An 18,719-nucleotide genomic window follows, 5' to 3' on the forward strand; every position below is an offset into this window, starting at 1 on the left:
GGCCTGAGGAAGTAGTGGTAAAAAGGTTCATGAAGCCAGTTGCAGCATATTCTCAGCCATCACCCACAAAGCGCGATTGAGTTTCACGTCACCGTCGATACCTTTAACAGCGCGAGTATGAGCGCGTTTACCCTGAGTTGTTCGCCCTGACAACCCACCTTTAATCAGGTTTTCCTGAATACGCTGGTAAGTGGTCCACAGGTCATTACTCTCATCCTGCCAGCGACGCGGGGAAAGTATCTGCGATTCCGTCACCGGTTGATGCTCTTCACCAAAGCGATAGGTTAATGCTGCTTTCGCCATCGCCTGCTGCGCGGGTGGTGGTAACATCAGCGACTGCATGGCATCGCGCTTCTCCTCTACCCGGTCAAAAATCCCCAGTACTTCGTAAGCCCCTTCAATGACTTTCTCCACCACGTTACCCAGGTGCGGCACGCGTACTTCCCCAAACGACTGGCCGCAAATCAAACCATTCTGGCAAACCGATCTAAATAATCCCGGCAACATCTGATATGAACTGGAGCCGTCATGGCTGTTAAGGAGGATGATTTCGGGCACCTGTTTGCCAGTAATCTGGCCTTCGCGACGCAGGCGCAGCATGTGTTTGGTGTGCTCTCGCTTGCTCGGGTCACGCACGCGAGTCTGACAGGCGAAGAATGGCTGGAAGCCTTCGCGTTGCAGGTTATCGAGCAGGGAAATAGTCGGAATATATGTGTACCTGTCACTGCGGGATTCATGCTTTTCTTCGCTAAACACGCTCGGCACGTAATGGGCCAGTTCATCGCGGGTTAACGGGCGGTCGCGACGTACAAGATTGACTGCACCAAAGCGGCTGGCTAAACGGGTCATGTGTCACTCCTTTAAAAAATGGGTATAAAAAAGGCCACCCCGAAGGATGGCCCTGCTGTTATTAATGAGTCTGATTAGGTAGCTGGTGGTAACGTGGGTTCCAGGGCAAGCGGCACCGGTTCTAGTGAGCCGTTTCTTACGGCCCGGTAGAGTTGTAGTTGCGCCAGTAACGGGGCTTTGCGTGACTGGAGATAACCCAGGCACCATTCCCTTCTGACAACCAGTCTGACTGGTACAGGCAGAAGCTCATAAGCCTTACTGAACACTGACTCAATAAACGCATCATCACTAAGTTTATCTTCAGCAATGTTCAGCAAACCGTTGATAACAATACTGTCCAGCAACTGCTTATATTTGGCAGCACGAGAAACTGATATTTCCAGGGGACTATCCAGTGCAGGTTCACCGGATACCCCCTCCTGCAAATCAACAGGCGATTTTTTCCGGGCAATACTAAATTTGTCTTTTAGTCCGCTGAATTTTCCTTTGGTATTTTCAGGCATATTGCTTTTTTCCTTTGAGTCCGCAAGATGGATTTCAGGCAAGCGTGGATAGTTTTTTTATGAGCCGTATCACATTAAGCGTAGTGAGACTTGCGCCCAGCGTTTTAACCACAACTGAATGGCTACGCATCAGCGTGACCCCGGATACGATCAACACTACAGGCCAGGTCACATTGGGTGTTTCAGGTTGATATGCGTTTTCGGACATAAACAGTACCTTTTCTATATTCCGCTTTGTGGATTGAGGCACTGTCGATAGCTGATGCCTTTCAACAGTTCAGCCAGACCATGGCTGGAAAAGGTCCCGTATTCATGTCCCATCTGTAATACAGTGATTTTGCTGCCAGCCGGAAGCGTCGTGAGCGATTCAAAGAATGTTTGATCTGGGTTAAATTCCTTTGAGCCTACTTTTAGGGTGAGTTGTGACATGGGGCCGGACGTTGTCCAGTGATCATCCGTTCCGTATCGAACCGCAAAAGCACCATTTTCACCGCAGGCCAGTTCAAGTTGTGTGCCCGATTCATTTATCGTACTGAATAACATTGCGCTCGCATTGCGGGTAATCTTCCAGGCACCTTCTTTTTTCTCGGTCATTTCAGGGATATTATTTGACGGGTTTTCGATATCCACAACACCATCAAAATCATCGCGATCTCTAAATTTAATCAGCATCTTTCCACTGTCAAGGTATGTTAAGGAGGCGGAACCACGCCCCATATCAACATTCTTTTTATAATCGATGTAATAAACAGTTACTGGCGAATCAGACGGAACACCGCCACCACTGACATCAATTACAGAGTCACAATCAGGACCTAGATTTCTGTACTTATTGATTATTTTGCATCCATTCATTTTTAGATCAGCAATGATTGCCGGGTCAGGTTTTTTCGTTGTGATGACGGGTTCAGTTTGAACTTTGGGCGGATGCACAGAAACAAACTTCACAGAATCATCCCGTACAGTGGGATCATCACCCTGCAGAGTCAGATAGACAGGGCAATCATTGTCACCCACGCGGCAGGACTTTGCTATTGCACTGCGCAACGGCCAGCCTTTAAAGCCAATGTATTCGGCACCCACTTCATCCTTGCACCAGGTTCTGTCCATGGTGACAGTACGCGTGGAGTTAGGAACAGTGACGGTGGACACTAGGCAGGTCAGGATTTTTACGGCTTTACCATCATCACGAATGGTTGATTTTTGAATGCTGTCTGGGATAAAAGGCGCAAGGCCCGTAGAGTCATAACCTTCTTTCTGCAAATTATTAATATTCAGGGCATCCTGCATATTACCAGGATGAACTTCACCGATCGCACTGATCATCTTATTATTTAAATCCTTTAAATCGTCACCGCCTTTATCATTGAGGAAAAAGGTATAACGCTCAGGATGAATTTCCCCATAAATATCCATTGCGGAAGATATCGATGGAATAATCAAAGCAATAGTGCTGAGTGACAAAACAATAAGTTTACGCATTAAGTTTCCTTTTTGATTAATGATTAATACAGTCCTGCCAGGTGGCATCAGCCAGGGCCTCATTCAGCCCTTTTGCGCTGAATTGTTTAGAGATAGCTGCATTCATAGAGGTCATCTTTATTAGGTCTTTTTCACTTGTCGCTTTTAGCGCAATAAAGGCAGTTTCATCCAGAGGATGGTTCGTACCGTTGATACTGATTCCTGGTTCAGAGAGTCCTGTTTGTGACGAGACGCTGTAATCTTCCGCAGGTACGCTGTAAGCAGCAGCCAGCTTTCCGCTTGTGCAGGTCAGTGTGAGTACTTCACCTGCAGTATTCTGTGTATTGATTTCAAACTCCATGGCACTGATGTTGCCGTACCAGTCGCCCCAAAGCTGATCATTTACAACAGCATGTGTTGTTGAACTCAAAAGCACACCAAAAGAAAGTAACAATCTGGGTAGCAATTTCTTAGCCATTTATTCTCCTTAATACTGTGTCATTCGTAAGGTTTCCAATATAGTTAACGGCTTAATTTCATGAAACTTAAGTCATTTATAGATACAAAATAGTGAATTTACTCGATGATTCTATTCGTTGAGATGGTTGCTAGATAATCGTTAATACAGATCGAAAACTGGAAATTGATCGTTATTTCTTATCAATATATCGATCAATACGGCGACATTAATAGGTGTTATCTATCACTGTTGTGGTTATTGATCGGCATGACAGATCAATGGGTTGCACCATTTCAAGCTACGTTCACTGAACGGTTTCATTTGGGTGATATAGATCTGAAATAAATTGGAATAAGATCTAATTAATTGGGTAGCAAGGGTTGGGCTACTTGTATACACAGATGTGTATCACTAATGCTTCTTTGACAGTAACTTCAGAGTTATATTATGTAGGTTAATTACTCGCTTTTAATGTTTCCTTCTACTATTGCAATATTACTGTTTGTGCAGTGGTTATTGTCTGTTCTGTAATAAAACAATAGAGAAGGGAGACATAACACTCAAAACCTAAACATATTTATCAGTGATACATGAGAGTAATTAATTACATATCCAGAGTATTGTATTGAAATGATTAATATAAGGGATTGGAAATGAAACCATACATCAGTAAGTTATATGGGCCATGTAATCAGCATCACATAAACCGTATTCATGATACCTTGAATAAATCTCTCAGTGCACATCCTAGGACGTTCATTCAGAGAGTCGATTTAAGATTACCAGATGCCAACTATGAACAATATCGTGATGACTCAACATTGATGACTCGTTTTATGGAATCACTAAAGTCTCAGATAAAACAAGCACAGAAGCGAAAAAAATGCAGGCTAAGCGGGTACATCATACTGATGTTCGTTACGTCTGGCTAAGAGAGTTCGGTGAGCAAAAGGGTAAGAAACATTACCATGTCGCTTTGATGCTGAATAACGATGCGTACTGGAATGTGGGGCCTTACTGTCCTGTTAGTGGAGTGTACATACATAGCCTAGCGTTAATGATTATGGAAGCATGGGTAAGAACACTGAATCTTCACACCCAACCGGATTATCAGCGGTACTATACGTTGGTACATTTTGTGCTAGAGGGTGACTTCACACTGAAAATTAATGATAACCACTTTGAGTACAGGCGATATCAGATATTTCAGCATCTGGAATATATGGCTAAACTCCATTCAAAAGACCGTACTGATGGACAGCGTAATTTTGGTTGTAGTCAGTACTGAAATATTTGTGAGAACTGATGTGTCAGTCACTGTAATAAGGTCGTAGTAGGGCGAAAATATCGTTGTTAAAACCTGGTGTGCAGCATTTATTTAACACATGATTGTAAGGTATGCACTGTAGCAACCCTGTAGCAAGCAAGACGTGCGCTTGGGTGCTTGTATGTTAATTGAGCTAAATGGGGTGTTTTATCAGCATGAATATCTCAAAACATCGCTACAACTCGCTACAGTAGCAATTGTAGCGGGCTGACGGTGGGACAGTACTTCATTTTCAGATGGAGGTGGCCCGTGAATACCTCTGAGTCACGAGCCTGTTGGATTTGGTATGTTGATAACAATAACACAACCTAGTTTGGTACTGTGTTGGTGGTAATCAGGTCTGGTTAATTAATCTGCTTAGGTAATTGCTGTGAGATTAATTGAGTGTTGGTTGGGTATTCAATTATCGGCGCATAATAACCATTGCCCATGTGCCAGGTAATATAATCTGCTGAATGCGGTGCTATTCGCTGGCAAATAAAGTCACTGGTTGCAGCTATGTATTTCAGCAGAGGGTCGAGTTTATCGCTACGGCGAAGTTTGTTCGGGCCGTATTTCATCAACTCATTTTTCTTGAATGGAATACCACCATTATCAATGAATTTTTTATTAATCCATTGATAAAGTTCTTGTGCATCCTGAATGAATTTGCATTCATCCGTGAACTGATAAAACCAGTACGCAGCATGACTGAGATACCACTCCATGATAAGAGATGCATTCTGAACAACACCGATTGGAATAATGTCTGTGTCTTGGTCAGAGAAGTAGTGAAGCAATCCAGCTATGCGTAATGTATTAGTGTTAGCTTTTCTGCAGCATGTAATCAACACAATGCCAACGAGGATCATTTATTGGTAAAGAAATCCAGATATCACGTTTATTCTCCCAAAACTCTACAGCTTCAGGGGACAGTTTGAGAGTTTTCTTCTCAGTTTTGCCTGAAAGAATTTGTTGCTTCTGCTTTTCCAGCAATTTACTAATCTGGATATGAAAACTGGTCAATGCAGTTTCACCATCGGCAGATGCATTAGGACGATAACGATGGCCTACGCGAGCTGCGGGGCTTGAGTAGATATTCGTAAACAGGAAACGGGCTAACAGGCCACTGTTTAAAAGCTTGTCTTGGTTCTTTATCATGAAATTGAGAAAGATAGGACCTTGCGACATTAACGATAAGGTCAAGGTAGGTTTGAAACTGCGGGGAGATTGGTGGCTACGTTTGTGTTCATAGAGGTCACCATCCCAGAGCTTTATTAAAAAACGCCGGATTATCTTTCACGCAGGATTCAAAAAAGCCGCTCGCTTCATCGGAGTTCACGGCTGCAGTTGGATATTCACTAAATCCTTCAATGAGTGCAGCTACCGAAGCATCATTGTAGGCAAGGGTGAGTAATACAGGTTTATTGGGCTTCAGGTCCGTATGTAATGCCAGCTCAGCTTCAGCGTCGCTGGGAAAGAGGCCTTTTTTGACTGTGGTACGCAGGTTGCTCTTCAGGGCCTGAAGTTTTGTCTCCCACACCGCATAATCACGCTCGTATGCAGCCAGTTTCTCCTGAAAGGCTTCATCCAACTCAGCTTTCAGCTTGTCGAATGGCTTCCTGAGCTGTTTGTTTACGGTCGATTTCCCTGTACCTGAATCTGCCAGGGTCAGTATGTAAAGTGCATCAGGTTCAGGCAAATTAGTAAAAGGATTGATCACTTCAACCAGTGACTGACAGGCTTCAGATACAGCGGCCAAAGTTACATTGACAGCTAATTCCACCGGAATCTTCCCCCCATCCTGTAGATGGTTAATGGCATTTTGCATCACAGATGTAAACGCCCATACAGGGATGGTTGGGACAGGAATGGTTTGGTGCTGGAATACAGGCATCAACGGTAAATAGCTCATTTTTATTTTCCTTTAATTTTTTTAGATTAATTCAAAAGTGACATCACCGATGCGACTTACCCTGCCGGGTAAGGGCATACGGTGGGTGTTCACTATTTGTTTGTGTTAGTTCAACTGCAGTATTCGCTGCAACAGGATGCCAGAGAGGCTATGCAGCCCGTCGCTGTAGAATCCATTCATCCAGTTCGGATTCCAGCCAGCCAACGGATTGCTTACCTAAGGGGTAGGGTTTCGGGAATGCCGGATCATGGCGCGGTGATTTAGCATTCATCCAGTCATAAATGGTTGATCTGGCAATACCGAGCTTGTTCACGACTGCAGAGAGCCGCAGCACTTTTACATTAGAAGTTGTCATGATTGTTTGCTCCTTGTTGGATTCATTAAGACGAAGCAAATTTAACTTTCTGAGACATACAGAGGTATGCCGCTGCTAATGGGATTAGTGCTGTTTTGATTTAGTTTGAGTGGGCTTTATATAACCAATTGATATAATTCATTTTTATTGCGTGATTCAAGGCTGATTATTTTATTGATGAATAATTAATCGTGCGTTATTGTTGTAGACAGTTTATACCCATTTTTAGCTACATTTGAGCACGAAGAAACCATGAGCGGGAAACGGTACTCTGAAGAATTTAAGGAAGATGCGGTCAGGCAAGTTATCGCAGACAAACTATCTGTTCCGGCCACAGCAGCAAAGCTTGGCATCACAACACACAGCCTTTATTCCTGGATAAAAAAAGCCGGTAAGGGTTCTTCTTCTTCAAAGCCTGACGCAGAAATCAGTCAGCTTAAAAAAGCACTCGAACGTATCACTGATGAACGTGATGCCTTAAAAAAAGCAGAGGCGTACTTCATAGCCCGGTCAGAGTGAAGTACGCCTTTATCCGTGAGAATGCTGAAACTTGGCCTGTTCGTCTACTCGCCAGACTTTTGGATGTTCATCCGAGCGGGTATTACGCTTGGTTGCAGCAACCCGAAACTATACCCGCCTCAGAAGAACGCAGACTGCACGAGTTGGTCCGCCAGGTGTGGCGTGATTCCGGGGGCGAGTATGGCTATCGGCGAACTTATGAAGACCTTCGTGATTTAGGGGAAGTGTGCAGCCAGGGGCGTGTCCGAACAATATTGAAGGATGTGAAAATCGAGGCGCAATCCGTAATCAATGGACCATGTCCCCAGGTAGAAAAATCGGTGACATATTACCCGCCTCGCTTGGCTGGAAAATATTTTCATCCACCACTGCCGAATCTACGTTGGATCGTGGGGACGTCAGCTATTGCGACAAATGAGGGACAAATAAATCTGACGATCATCATTGATTTGTTCTCAGGTAGAATTATCCGGTGGGTATTACATGATGTTGATGCTAGGGAACTTCAGTTGCGGGCTCTACAGACATTATTGTTGGGCAAGCAAGCTCAGCAGAAATTACTGGTTCATTTCGACGGTGCCACCAGGTACACCCACCGGGAATGGCGTTGTGCTTTGAAGCTTGTTGATCCTGAGAGACTGATAATTAGACGGGAGCCTTGCCAGGAGCTGAATCATATCGATAATTTCATTCAGTGGTTGTTGAGTGAGAGAATTAACAAAATTGCTTTTTCGACAAAAAAAGAAGTTCAGTTTCTATTGTTTGATTTTGTTAGTAAATTCAATGAGATGAAAATCAAGACGAGCTCAAGTAACCCGCTTTTGGTACGAATGCCGGATATGCTTTATGGCGGTTATGATTTTACGATGTGATATCAATAAATTGTGCTTTGAGCCGAAACAGTAGTGATAAAAAAATTGTACAATTGAGTCTGGTAAAACGTAAGGAGAGTAAATTCAATGGAAGGAGATGTTGTGATTAACTACGAAGAGGATTTTCAATCACTCAACAGTAGTTTTGACTTAAAGTTAAAACTGACCATTGAGAGGGATAACCTGCCAGATATTGACGTTGTTTCTGTTACCTCATCCGGACATAAATGGGCTTATGACTTCTTTCAGCTTTATGGGGAGAATGACATTGAAAGCCATTATAACAACGCTCTTATTCATGAGTTTGAAAATATTTGTCAGCAGGCCGATCGTGACAAAACAATGACAGGCAATATTGATATTGCCATTGGCTTGCATACCCTTGGTCAAATCTTCAGGAAACAGGGCAGAATAAGAGAAGCTTGCAAATACCTTGCAATAGCATGTGCATATCTCGAACTAAAAAAAGATCTATCAATGCTATATAACGTGACGATGAGTTACACAGAACAGAAGAAAAGTGAACAGCGTGTGTACAGGGCGAGGAAAGGTGGGATTGGGAGAGGGCGTAAATTTGAGCCAGTTCGTCAAAAAGTAATCGAGCTTCTGGATACAGTGGAAAAGCCAGAGCAGGGCTGGTTATCAAAGGAGAATGCCTTTAAAGCCATTGATAAATCTTTACAAGATTTTATCGACGAGGAAGGTATTACGCTGAAGCATGGTGAGCTTCGCGCAAGAGTGTTGCGTTGGTCGCGGGAGAGGGATGATATTAGATACGCTTTTGAAAGGCTAATAGCGAAGAGTAATAAATTATAACTCGTTGTGATTCTGTGATATTTTTGCGGTTAAGTATTGATTTAAATCATCGAATTTTAAACAATACTTAACTTACGTCTGATTTATCTTTATGACGCCAGTCTAAGGATATATGAAATCATTGCACGTTAAGTTGGAAAATGCCTATCTGTGTGATGGTTTTTTAGTTAATTATTTGTGACGTTTTTTTTGATGGGTAAGATTGGGTGAAGCAGGGCGTAAAGCATCTGAGGGCGGTAGCTTTCTTTTCGATTGCATTTTTTTTGCACAATTTGATATCAAAAAAACCTAGACTTCTAAAACTCTAATCTGCAAGAAGATAAACTATTTAAGCCAGTGAGCCTAATAAATTTACAATTACAATTCGGTGAAAACCCATATTAAAGAGTAATATCGTGTAATAGAGAAAAATATTTTATTTATATACTTTTTAGGTTTCCTGTATTCGAATGTTTTACGAAAGATAGATTGTTCTATTTTACGCAAACTAAAATGCCAGCCATTTATGCTGTAAAAAACGATACTCTACTAAATTTATTAATTGGTGAGAAAGATGAGTAAAAAAATTAAAAAATAGATAAGCTATCTATTATCTTTAATGCTTCCGATAAGAGGCGAGCAAGAAGGAAAATGTTTTCTAGGATGGATGAAGGCCTTAACAAGCGGATTACGGTATTAAGTTACTTTGATGAAATGAATGCCGCAGAGATATATCTGAATCATAAAAGGATAAAAAATCATAGCTATTTTTCAAAGCTACCACTTATTCAAAAAAATAATAAAATTGAAGGTTTTTATGCAAACATAGTACCATCAACATCGCTTAGCTGATAAAAGTATTTCCTATATATTGGCATCAATAAATGAATGCATTGATGATTTAAACTTTTTTTAGGAAAGGAAAAGGAAATAACTTGGCTGATTTTAAACTCTGATTATTCTAGTGCTAAGAAGATAGCCGATGAGATTTACGAAAAATTTGGACATTCTGTATGGTATTATACGTTAAATAGTACAATTGCAGATCTTGAAGATGATTATGAAAGTAAAAAAGAAATTCTTGATGACGTATATGAAAGTAAAAATGAGTATTTTAAATACATAGTAAGAAATGTTAGTTCTAGGCATGACAAAACGGGAGCGTTTCTGCAAAATATTGATTCATTCAAAGGATCACTGGAAACGTTACCTAAAAATATATCCGAGCATTTAATATATAAACTTGCTCCATTAGATTATAGATATGAATATGATTTTGAAATCATAATGAATGAGGAAAAAATACTTGTATTATTGATGCATACAAATCACTTGTGAAATATCTTTTGCACCGTACGCATTATAACCACAATGAAATGGAAGTTTTACCTTCACGAATTGTTTCTTTTCTTTCTAAAAAAATACTGACTGTCCAATTTCTAAGCAGCTTTCAAAAGCCTATAATGAGAATTCTTTCTGGGATATAAATGAAGAGGATTATGAAATTCTCGATAATTACACTCTAGGGAATTATAAAGATGTTTGTGAGCAGATAGAGCAGCGGACTGAGTTTCTGAGTGTTTTCCCATTTTTTGAACTTTATACAAAAAGTTTAGAACGAATCAACAAAGGCTTTACAAATATTGGTGGTAATTTTATTGATGTTGGTCATGGACTGAGTTCTATTTATAAGAAAGATAAAAATTATGTTAAAAGTTACAATCATTTATTATCTATATGTTTTTCATTAGAAGATCTTCCGTGGTTTGTTTCATTATCCCTATTAGTCTTGCAAGAAGACCGTTTTTCAGAAGGGCTTAATAATATCAAGGCAGTACATAATCTTATATCACCTTTAGATTCACCTCAGAAATCGATATACCTCAGTGAAGAACAGGGGATAAAATTAATTAATAGCGCATTAAATAAAACACCCAAACTCATCTTCTTTATATCTTTACAGAAAAATAAGAAATAATGAAATTATCACAGATGATATATTAAAGGATGAGTTCAGAAGGGATAAATATAATGCAATCATTCACATGAGAAAAATGGATTATCCCGCGGCAATTAAGTTGCTTAATTCAACTTCATGTAGTGTAGATAGGTTAACAGAAAATGAGTATTCGGAATTACTTGGTAAATGTTATTTACTAAGTGCTTCGACATCTGATGCTGTGAAGTTTGCGATGAATAAAATTATTAAAAATCGTTCTCTGTTCCCATTATTTAATGTAAAAGAAATATGTGTCAGGATTAAGGAGGAAATCAATACACTAAACGATATTCACGTTCCTAATTTCTTGAGTATTTATACCAGATATATAGATGATGAATTTAAACCAATTCTTCGCTATGGTCTCGAAAGCTTCTTTATAAAAAATAATTTAAAATCCTTAGATGAATTATTTTTGAGAAAAGAGTTATTTGATGAGGAGCAGCTGAATTATTTTCTAGAGTTTGTCTGTGTGCCTGATCTTATGAAATTAACATTGCTATTTCATGGTACAAAAAAACCGAGACAAATAGAATTAAAATATGTAGTTATTTGGTTGAAAATAACAAAAACGAAGCTATATCAGAGGAGTTGAAAACATTAGCTAAAAGCCAAGTTCTTAATATTGCATCTAAACAAGTTGATCACAGTAAAATATATGCGGACACAAGTAAGCTTAGAACGCAAGATAACAGTGGACTAAATGAGCTTTATAATCAATTTTTAAATCTCAAAGCTAAAGATTATTCAGATAATGAAGTTGAAAGGGTTTTGGAAAATTTGATTGATATGTTTGTCACACCTAATGATAAATTTGACGAATCGGTTATCATGAAAGATCTTCGTGGTGTTTATGTTATTGGGCAAAGTAATAATGAAAAAAATGATTTGTTTGAAAAACTATTGATTAGAATTAGAGATGAATTTGTATTCGGAACAAATGGTCTCAATATCAATCTTAGTACAAGAATACGACATGGTCATTTCCCATCAACCTTAAGAAAAAGTTTGCTTGAAGAAAACTTAATTACCACACAAATTAAGAGCAACTCAGAGTTCAAAGCAAATGATTACTGGATGTCTAATCTTAAATTTGATTCCGAAAGTGATTATGAAAAAGCTAATAATGCCTTTAAAAACTTTTCAAAAGAATTTGAATCTATTATAGCTGAAGCGAATGTTGAGTGGTTTCAGATAAAGATTTTTAATGAGGCTTTCAATAAACTCATTGATAGTGAGCTTAAAAGTAAGCGACATGCACTTTTTGATTTTAGTCTTTCGATCATAGAGTTGTATTACATCCAGACAGTGTATGCATCATATAACTCATATGCTGATTTTATACGGTCAGTAATCGAATGGTTTTGGAAAAAGACCGATAATAATTTAATTGATATTAGAGCGAAAATTAATTCTACTTTACGCATGAGAGTTTTTGATGCCATAAAATCACTACAACAAGGCATCCATGAAATTATAAATGATGAAACTGTAACTCATGAATTTAATAATGCAATTGGTCGATGCAAAGAATCAATGAATGTAAATATAGAAACTATATCCAGTTGGTTTATGCGCAGCGAGCAAAGTGAAATAGCAACCTTTGACTTTGACACGCTAATCGAAATATCCCGAAGGGCGGCTGATATTTCAGTTAAATCTGATATGCCTGCATTGCTAAAATTTAAGGGGAGGACTTTAAGCTCCTTTGTTGATGTTTTATATATGATTTTTGAAAATGCAAAAACTAAATCCCTTCTTAAAAAGGATGATGTCGATATAAATATTTCATTATTGCATCATGATAATGATAATGCTGAGTTAACTATATCAAACAGATGTAAAGAAATTAGTGATATAGAGAAGGAGTGAACAGAAATCTCGAGGAGTACAGGCATAAATATATAAGCTATATAAATTACTTGACGTTTGCACAAGGTGAAGGAAATACTGGTTTAATAAAAATAGCTAAGATTCTTAACCAAGATTTAGAGCTTAACCACATCATGACTATAGGCTACACTAGCAACGATACATTCGAAATAAAATTTACTTTTTATGACTTCAGTAAGGTGATTGATAATGCGGATATTGATTGTTGAAGATGAATCAAGCAAATTTGAACAATTAAGTTATGTTATAAAGTCAGTTTTCGCTAGCGCAGAAATTATTAGTAGTGAGTCACTTCTTTCTGCAATTTTAAATATAGCTGAGAATGACATCTACGATTTAGCTATATTAGATATGAGTATGCCTAATTATGACATATCTGATGAAGAGCCTACTGGAGGTGATTCCGAAAGTTTTGCCGGTAGAGAGCTTATGTTCCAAATGAAACTTAGAGAAAAACTATGTCCCATTATTGTAGTTACTCAATATCAATCCTTTGAAAAGGGATTAAGAGATTTAAATGATTTGGATGCTGAATTTAAGAGAGAATTCCCTGAATATTATTTAGGATGTGTTTATTATAATGCAGCAGTAGATGGATGGGTGGAAAAGCTTAAAGATTATCTTTATAGCTATGAGAGTAATAATTAATATGAAAATTTTGGTTGTTGATGATTCTTATGAGAAAGTTGAAATTATAGCTGGTGGTATTAAATCTGCAGGTCTCAGTTCAGATGTAATTACACATTGTAGTAATTCAAGTGATGCTTTAAAGAAAATGTCAGATGTGAAATTTGACATCCTTTTTTTGGATGTTCAATTACCTAGTGCACTTGGCGAGTCAATTGAAGAGGATGGCGGTGTAAATTTATTAGAAATAGTAGGGTTACACCCTTCAATAAATAAACCAACGCATATTGTTGCTATTACGTCTCATGAATCCTCTTACGAAAAACATAAGACTTTCTTTTATGAAAAAGGCTGGGTTATCCTTTGTTCTGAATTATCAAAGGAAATAATCAAGAAAATAATTATTGAAAGATTAACTACTAAAAGTGCAGATGTAGTCAATATAGATATAGTTATCATCACAGCATTGGAGCATATCGAATTACAATCTGTTTTAGAACATCCGGCAAACTGGCAAGTCACGATGTTTCCTAACGATCCCACTATTTATCATGTCGGGGAGCTGATTCTACATTCAGGAATAAAGAAAAACGTATTGGCAGCATCAACTCCTCGTATGGGACTGGTATCCTCTTCGGCTTTGACTACGAAGATACAATTGAAATTTCATCCTGATTATATTTTTATGGTTGGTATTTGTGCAGGTGTTGAGGGTAAAACAAATCTTGGAGATATCATCATTGCTGATCCTGTGTGGGATTGGGGGAGCGGGAAATCAACAAAGGTTGATGGTGTTTCATCGCATTTACCCTCTCCACATCAAATTAATCTTGATACAAAACTACGCTCAAAATTGATGCGTCTAAGTGTTGAGAGGAAATATCTTAATGAGATATATTACAATTGTCGGTTAGCGAAAAAACCTGAACATGATTTACACGTTATTATTGGACCTATGGCTTCAGGGGCTTCAGTCATTGAAGATGAAGATGTAGTCAATAAAATAAAAAGCACCAATCGAGATGTTATTGCAGTTGAAATGGAAGCTTATGGTGTTATGGCTAGTGTTTCTATTGCAGCAGAATTACCTGCTAAAGTAATTGTTATTAAATCTGTTTGTGATTTTGCCAACTTGAACAAAAATAATGATTGGCAAAAATATGCGGCTTATACTAGTGTGGGATTTACTTTCGACTTTATAAAAAACGAACTTTTCGTATGATATAAATATGCCGCTTTTTATGGCGGCGATATTTTACTTTGACATAAATATTATTATTGGTATAAAAATGAACGCAAGACCTATATTCCCAACAAATATAAATGCGATTCGAAAACATTTACCATATGACCAGTTTGAGAATGCGGATGTATTTAATTGGTTATCATTCTTATCTTTCGTTAAAATTCTAAAGTTTTCGTTTTGAAAATTACTTTCAATACATTGAAGCGCTGTTTCTGAGTTTTTAATTAGCATGGAGACTCTATGATCGAGTTTCCAAAATATTATGCTAATGAAAATCATGAAAGCTCCCAAGATTGAGCACAGATATAAATACTTTCCTTCTTGTTGAAGAGAGAAACCTAGCCCTGCTGCCAATAAACCAGTAATGGCAATGTAAAAATTGAATACCGTAATTCTCTGCTGGGCATGGAGTTCAAAATAACGCCAAGCATGTTCGCTCGCCATTTTATCATATTCTGTCATGTCACTCCTCAAAAGGTAGTTAGTATAAGGATAGGATGAGAATAATGTGGAAGGCATATTTTTCATCCGAATCGTTGTTTCAAATTATTTTAGTCGCTATGGAAGCATTAGAACTCCTTTATTATATCATCCTTGCTTTGAGATTTAAAGATCTTGTTATATATCGTTGCGAGTGCCATATATTTAGTTTGTTAATGATAGTTGTTCAATTAATTGACATTTCTCTGTGTGTAATTGTTTATGAGATAAACATTCAAAATTAATAGAACTCAGCGATTTAATTTTATCTGGCATTTATCTTTATTTGTGGATGTGCAATGCATGTCAATGCAACACTTTCTTGACATGAACGCATGTGTATAGATATATACACATTTAATTGACCTGCTGATAAGTTCTCACTTCATTATAAATTACAGGCTCATACAATGAGCCGTATTCCTTTTTCCCCACCTGCTATGATATTTCCACGATCTGCAGCCATCACAAAATCACCCCACCATTGCATCATTGGGCGACGTTGCTCAAGATAGTCACTGCGGTTATAAGCCCGGCGAACCTCGTTCTTATCTACATGGGCAAGGGCAGCCTCAATGACATCTGGCGGAAAGCCTTGCTCATTAAGGGCCGTACTTGCAATAGATCGCAGACCGTGTGAAACAAGTACACCACCAAAACCTGCACGTTTCAGTGAAGCGTTTACGGTTTGGCTATTCATTGGCTGGTTGGGTTTGATACGGCTAGGGAAGATAAATTCCCGGTTGCCACTTAACGGCTTCATCATTTCCAATATCGCAATTGCTTCATCTGACAATGGAACAGTGTGGTCACGGTTCATTTTCATGCGTGATGCGGGGATTTTCCATTCTCGCGCTTCCAGGTCTATCTCGTCCCAGCGGGCTTCAGCCGCTTCGGCAGGGCGGGTGATAGTAAGAAGTTGCCACATGAATAGGCATCGTGTTGGTAGGATAATGTTAGCGGTACGCATAGTCTGCATGAGTTGAGGTAACTGATCCGGGCGAATGCTTGGCATGTTCTTCTTCTGAGGCTTCTCAAAGGCTTTGCCAATATTGACGCTAGGAACCGCATCAATTAGGCCAGTATTTTGAGCATAAACCATGACCTCATTGATTCGTTGGCACAGGCGACGGACGGTTTCCAGCGCTCCTCTGACCTGAACCGGTTGAACGGCCTGAACCAGTGTATGAGCTTTAATATCTGTAATACTGATATCGCCAATCGCTGGTAAAACATCTCTCTCCAGCGAGCGCCAGATATCCTCTGCGTAGTCCTCGGTCACACTGGTTTTCTTCACATTCCACCAACGTTCAGCTACGAGTTGGAAAGTGTTGGTTTTGGCTTCAAGCGAACTGCGGAGTTGTTCTTGCTGATGCTCCTGCGGATCGATTTGTTTTGCGAGGAGAACGCGAGCCTCTGCCCGGTAGCTTCTCGCATCAGCAAGGGTAACTGACGGGTAAGCTCCAATGCTCTTTTTCGCTCGCTTCTTGGTGGCAGGGCGAAGATAGCGAAACTGCCAGATTTTGCTGCCACTTGATTTGATGAGTAGCTCAAGGCCATCGCCATCATAGAGAACGTAGTCCGCTTCCTTGGGTTTGGCTGATTCGATTTCTTTAACGGATAGAGGTTTGGTTTGTCTTGCCATTGCCGGGTTTCCATAGTTTTAGGCACCTCAAAAACAATAATGCTTTATGAGGTGCCTAACAAGGTGCCTAAAAGGTTCGGATTTAATTAGTTTAATTCAGACTTCCCTGGACAAATTGGAGGCACAAAAAAGCCCGCAGGGCTTATGCCATGCGGGCTCTTTAGACTTTATCGGATGACTCTGGTAATCATCGATTGAAGATTTTGGTGGAGCTGGGGGAGTTGAACCCCCGTCCGAAATTACTACGCCGTCGGTACTACATGCTTAGTCATATCTTTACATTCGCCGGGCAACTGCGGATAGACACGCCATTACCAAACTATCCTGATTAGTTTTAGTGCTTCAACCCCAGGCAAGGTTTACACACGATCTCTTTTGGGTTTGACTTCTCTTGATCCCCGTCTTAAGAGCGGAAGCTAGGGAGAGAAGGCTCTAAGCAGGGTATTAAGCTGCTAGTGCGTAGTTTTCGTCGTTTGCGACTATTTTTTTGCGGCTTTTTACGAGGCAAACCGCCCCTCGGCATGCACCTTGGGTTTCGCGAATCCCGTCGAATCCAGAATCAGCCCCACAAGTGTTTTGTAAGTATAACAGAGTTGTAGCGCAACTTACTACCCCTCACGCCGGTTAACGTTCGCGCAGCGCTTCCCGGGCGCGATTAAACGGTTTAATCAGGTAATCGACAATGCTTTTCTGCCCGGTTTTGATGTCGACGGTGGCGACCATCCCCGGCGAGATAGAGAAATGGTGCCCGGCTTTGTTCACCAGGTAGTCTTGTTTGGTCCGGATAAATACCCGGTAGTAGACGATTTCAGGTTTTACTTTGTCCTGAATGGTATCCGGTGAGATGGTTTCTACCTCGCCTTCCAGCCCGCCGTAGATGGCGTAGTCATAGGCGGTGACTTTTACCAGCGCACGTTGGCCGGGGTGAATAAATGCAATGTCGCGTGGGGAGAGGCGTGCTTCAATCAGCAAGTGATCGTCGAGCGGGACAATTTCCATCATCTCCCCGTTTGGCGGGATCACGCCGCCAATGGTTGTGACCTGGATATTTTTCACAATGCCACGCATCGGCGAGCGCACGGTCATGCGCGATACAGAATCTTCACGGCCTTTGATGACGGCAGATAACATATCCACTTCGGCATTTGCTTTGGAAAGCGCCTCGCGGGCTTGTACGTAATACTGTGAACGCAGATCGGTGATTTTGAGTTGCAGGTCGCTTTTTTGCCGCTGGAGGCGCAGCACTTCAACGTTACTGGCGGCACCGCTTTTTGCCAGGCGTTGCGTTATTCCCAGCTCTTTATTCACCGAAACCAGGGCATCCTGGATGTCTGATGCGGAGTCATTGAGCTGCGCGCGGCGGCTTTTATACAGGCGCATTTCAGAGGCGGTCAGCTCCGGCCAGGCTTTGAGTGAGTCGGGGAAGACCAGCGGGAGATCGTTCACTTCCGCGTTCAGCCGCACGCTGGAAGCCAGTGATGCGCGATACCGTGCGGTGCTTTCGCCAACGTTGGACTGCGAGCGAGTTGGGTCGAGCCGGGCGACAACTTGTCCCGCCTGAACTTTGTCGCCTTCATGGACCAGTAGTTCAGTCACAATACCGCCGTCGAGCGATTGCAATACCTGTTCACGCGAGCTGGGAACCACTTTACCGGTACCCGTCGATACCTCATCAAGTATGCCAAACCACGCCCAAACGCCGAGTAAAATAAACAGCAGAATGCTAATTGTGATAATGCGGCTTGCGCCGGAAAACTCGCTTTCCCGCTGAATATCGGGGTCGTCCATTGCGGC

19 protein-coding genes, 1 other RNA gene and 1 pseudogene are annotated in these 18,719 nt (G+C 40.5%); 8 read left to right on the top strand and 13 right to left on the bottom strand.

What is annotated here, in order from left to right:
- Positions 1-27: 27 nt before the first annotated feature.
- The 5 genes from AC0IXI_RS05320 to AC0IXI_RS05340 form a co-directional block, all read right to left on the bottom strand.
- The gene (locus tag AC0IXI_RS05320; protein WP_057532575.1) at positions 28-849 is read right to left on the bottom strand and encodes a DUF932 domain-containing protein; all 822 of its coding nucleotides are present in this window, start codon (positions 847-849) and stop codon (positions 28-30) included.
- Positions 850-923: 74 nt separating this feature from the next.
- Positions 924-1,352, bottom strand: coding sequence for a hypothetical protein (locus tag AC0IXI_RS05325; RefSeq protein ID WP_471682027.1), 429 nt, complete (start codon positions 1,350-1,352; stop codon positions 924-926).
- 34 nt (positions 1,353-1,386) lie between these two features.
- Positions 1,387-1,560 (bottom strand): hypothetical protein, encoded by a 174-nt coding sequence (locus AC0IXI_RS05330; RefSeq protein ID WP_471682028.1) that lies wholly within the window; start codon positions 1,558-1,560, stop codon positions 1,387-1,389.
- 14 nt (positions 1,561-1,574) lie between these two features.
- The gene (locus AC0IXI_RS05335) at positions 1,575-2,834 is read right to left on the bottom strand and encodes a hypothetical protein (RefSeq protein ID WP_471682029.1); all 1,260 of its coding nucleotides are present in this window, start codon (positions 2,832-2,834) and stop codon (positions 1,575-1,577) included.
- Positions 2,835-2,850: 16 nt separating this feature from the next.
- Positions 2,851-3,291: a hypothetical protein gene (locus tag AC0IXI_RS05340; protein WP_050321352.1), complete on the bottom strand. Its 441-nt coding sequence runs from the start codon at positions 3,289-3,291 to the stop codon at positions 2,851-2,853.
- A gap of 635 nt (positions 3,292-3,926) precedes the next feature.
- Between AC0IXI_RS05340 and AC0IXI_RS05345 the strand changes: the two are divergent.
- Positions 3,927-4,561, top strand: a pseudogene (locus AC0IXI_RS05345) (inovirus Gp2 family protein).
- A gap of 383 nt (positions 4,562-4,944) precedes the next feature.
- On the opposite strand, the gene AC0IXI_RS05350 reads toward AC0IXI_RS05345, so the two are convergent.
- The 4 genes from AC0IXI_RS05350 to AC0IXI_RS05365 all read right to left on the bottom strand — a co-directional run bounded on the left by AC0IXI_RS05350 (position 4,945) and on the right by AC0IXI_RS05365 (position 6,849).
- Complete coding sequence (locus AC0IXI_RS05350) at positions 4,945-5,451, bottom strand: DUF3987 domain-containing protein (RefSeq protein WP_471682030.1); 507 nt, start codon at positions 5,449-5,451, stop codon at positions 4,945-4,947.
- Complete coding sequence (locus AC0IXI_RS05355; protein ID WP_471683202.1) at positions 5,405-5,875, bottom strand: DUF3987 domain-containing protein; 471 nt, start codon at positions 5,873-5,875, stop codon at positions 5,405-5,407. The genes AC0IXI_RS05350 and AC0IXI_RS05355 overlap by 47 nt, the downstream gene beginning before the upstream one ends.
- The gene (locus AC0IXI_RS05360) at positions 5,838-6,494 is read right to left on the bottom strand and encodes a DUF3987 domain-containing protein (protein WP_471682031.1); all 657 of its coding nucleotides are present in this window, start codon (positions 6,492-6,494) and stop codon (positions 5,838-5,840) included. Before AC0IXI_RS05360 ends, AC0IXI_RS05355 begins: the two co-directional genes overlap by 38 nt.
- 148 nt (positions 6,495-6,642) lie before the next feature.
- Positions 6,643-6,849: a helix-turn-helix transcriptional regulator gene (locus AC0IXI_RS05365; protein ID WP_050321355.1), complete on the bottom strand. Its 207-nt coding sequence runs from the start codon at positions 6,847-6,849 to the stop codon at positions 6,643-6,645.
- 252 nt (positions 6,850-7,101) lie between these two features.
- On the opposite strand from AC0IXI_RS05365, the gene AC0IXI_RS05370 reads away from it, so the two are divergent.
- The 7 genes from AC0IXI_RS05370 (at position 7,102) to AC0IXI_RS05400 (ending at position 14,776) form a co-directional block, all read left to right on the top strand.
- Positions 7,102-7,368: an IS3 family transposase gene (locus AC0IXI_RS05370; protein WP_050321356.1), complete on the top strand. Its 267-nt coding sequence runs from the start codon at positions 7,102-7,104 to the stop codon at positions 7,366-7,368.
- Entirely contained in the window at positions 7,365-8,240 is an 876-nt protein-coding gene (locus tag AC0IXI_RS05375; protein ID WP_471682032.1) for an IS3 family transposase, read from the top strand. The genes AC0IXI_RS05370 and AC0IXI_RS05375 overlap by 4 nt, the downstream gene beginning before the upstream one ends.
- 87 nt (positions 8,241-8,327) lie before the next feature.
- Complete coding sequence (locus AC0IXI_RS05380) at positions 8,328-9,056, top strand: hypothetical protein (RefSeq protein ID WP_471682033.1); 729 nt, start codon at positions 8,328-8,330, stop codon at positions 9,054-9,056.
- 2,033 nt (positions 9,057-11,089) lie between these two features.
- On the top strand, positions 11,090-11,629 hold the full coding sequence (locus tag AC0IXI_RS05385) for a hypothetical protein (RefSeq protein WP_471682034.1): 540 nt from the start codon (positions 11,090-11,092) through the stop codon (positions 11,627-11,629).
- Complete coding sequence (locus AC0IXI_RS05390) at positions 11,626-12,906, top strand: hypothetical protein (protein ID WP_471682035.1); 1,281 nt, start codon at positions 11,626-11,628, stop codon at positions 12,904-12,906. The genes AC0IXI_RS05385 and AC0IXI_RS05390 overlap by 4 nt, the downstream gene beginning before the upstream one ends.
- Before the next feature lie 210 nt (positions 12,907-13,116).
- Positions 13,117-13,575, top strand: a complete 459-nt coding sequence (locus AC0IXI_RS05395) for a PleD family two-component system response regulator (RefSeq protein WP_471682036.1) — start codon at positions 13,117-13,119, stop codon at positions 13,573-13,575.
- 1 nt (position 13,576) lies between these two features.
- The gene (locus tag AC0IXI_RS05400; RefSeq protein ID WP_471682037.1) at positions 13,577-14,776 is read left to right on the top strand and encodes a phosphorylase family protein; all 1,200 of its coding nucleotides are present in this window, start codon (positions 13,577-13,579) and stop codon (positions 14,774-14,776) included.
- A gap of 33 nt (positions 14,777-14,809) precedes the next feature.
- Here the strand turns inward: AC0IXI_RS05400 and AC0IXI_RS05405 are convergent, their stop codons facing one another.
- The 4 genes from AC0IXI_RS05405 to AC0IXI_RS05420 all read right to left on the bottom strand — a co-directional run bounded on the left by AC0IXI_RS05405 (position 14,810) and on the right by AC0IXI_RS05420 (position 18,713).
- A complete protein-coding gene (locus AC0IXI_RS05405; RefSeq protein WP_057532882.1) occupies positions 14,810-15,262 on the bottom strand; it encodes a hypothetical protein in 453 nt (150 codons plus the stop codon).
- A 421-nt stretch (positions 15,263-15,683) separates the two neighbouring features.
- Positions 15,684-16,925: an integrase gene (locus AC0IXI_RS05410; RefSeq protein WP_471682038.1), complete on the bottom strand. Its 1,242-nt coding sequence runs from the start codon at positions 16,923-16,925 to the stop codon at positions 15,684-15,686.
- Between the two features lie 204 nt (positions 16,926-17,129).
- Positions 17,130-17,492, bottom strand: a transfer-messenger RNA (tmRNA) gene (ssrA, locus tag AC0IXI_RS05415).
- Between the two features lie 57 nt (positions 17,493-17,549).
- Complete coding sequence (locus AC0IXI_RS05420) at positions 17,550-18,713, bottom strand: HlyD family type I secretion periplasmic adaptor subunit (RefSeq protein ID WP_157093391.1); 1,164 nt, start codon at positions 18,711-18,713, stop codon at positions 17,550-17,552.
- Positions 18,714-18,719 lie beyond the last annotated feature (6 nt).

It is taken from the genome of Buttiauxella sp. AC038 (assembly GCF_979253565.1).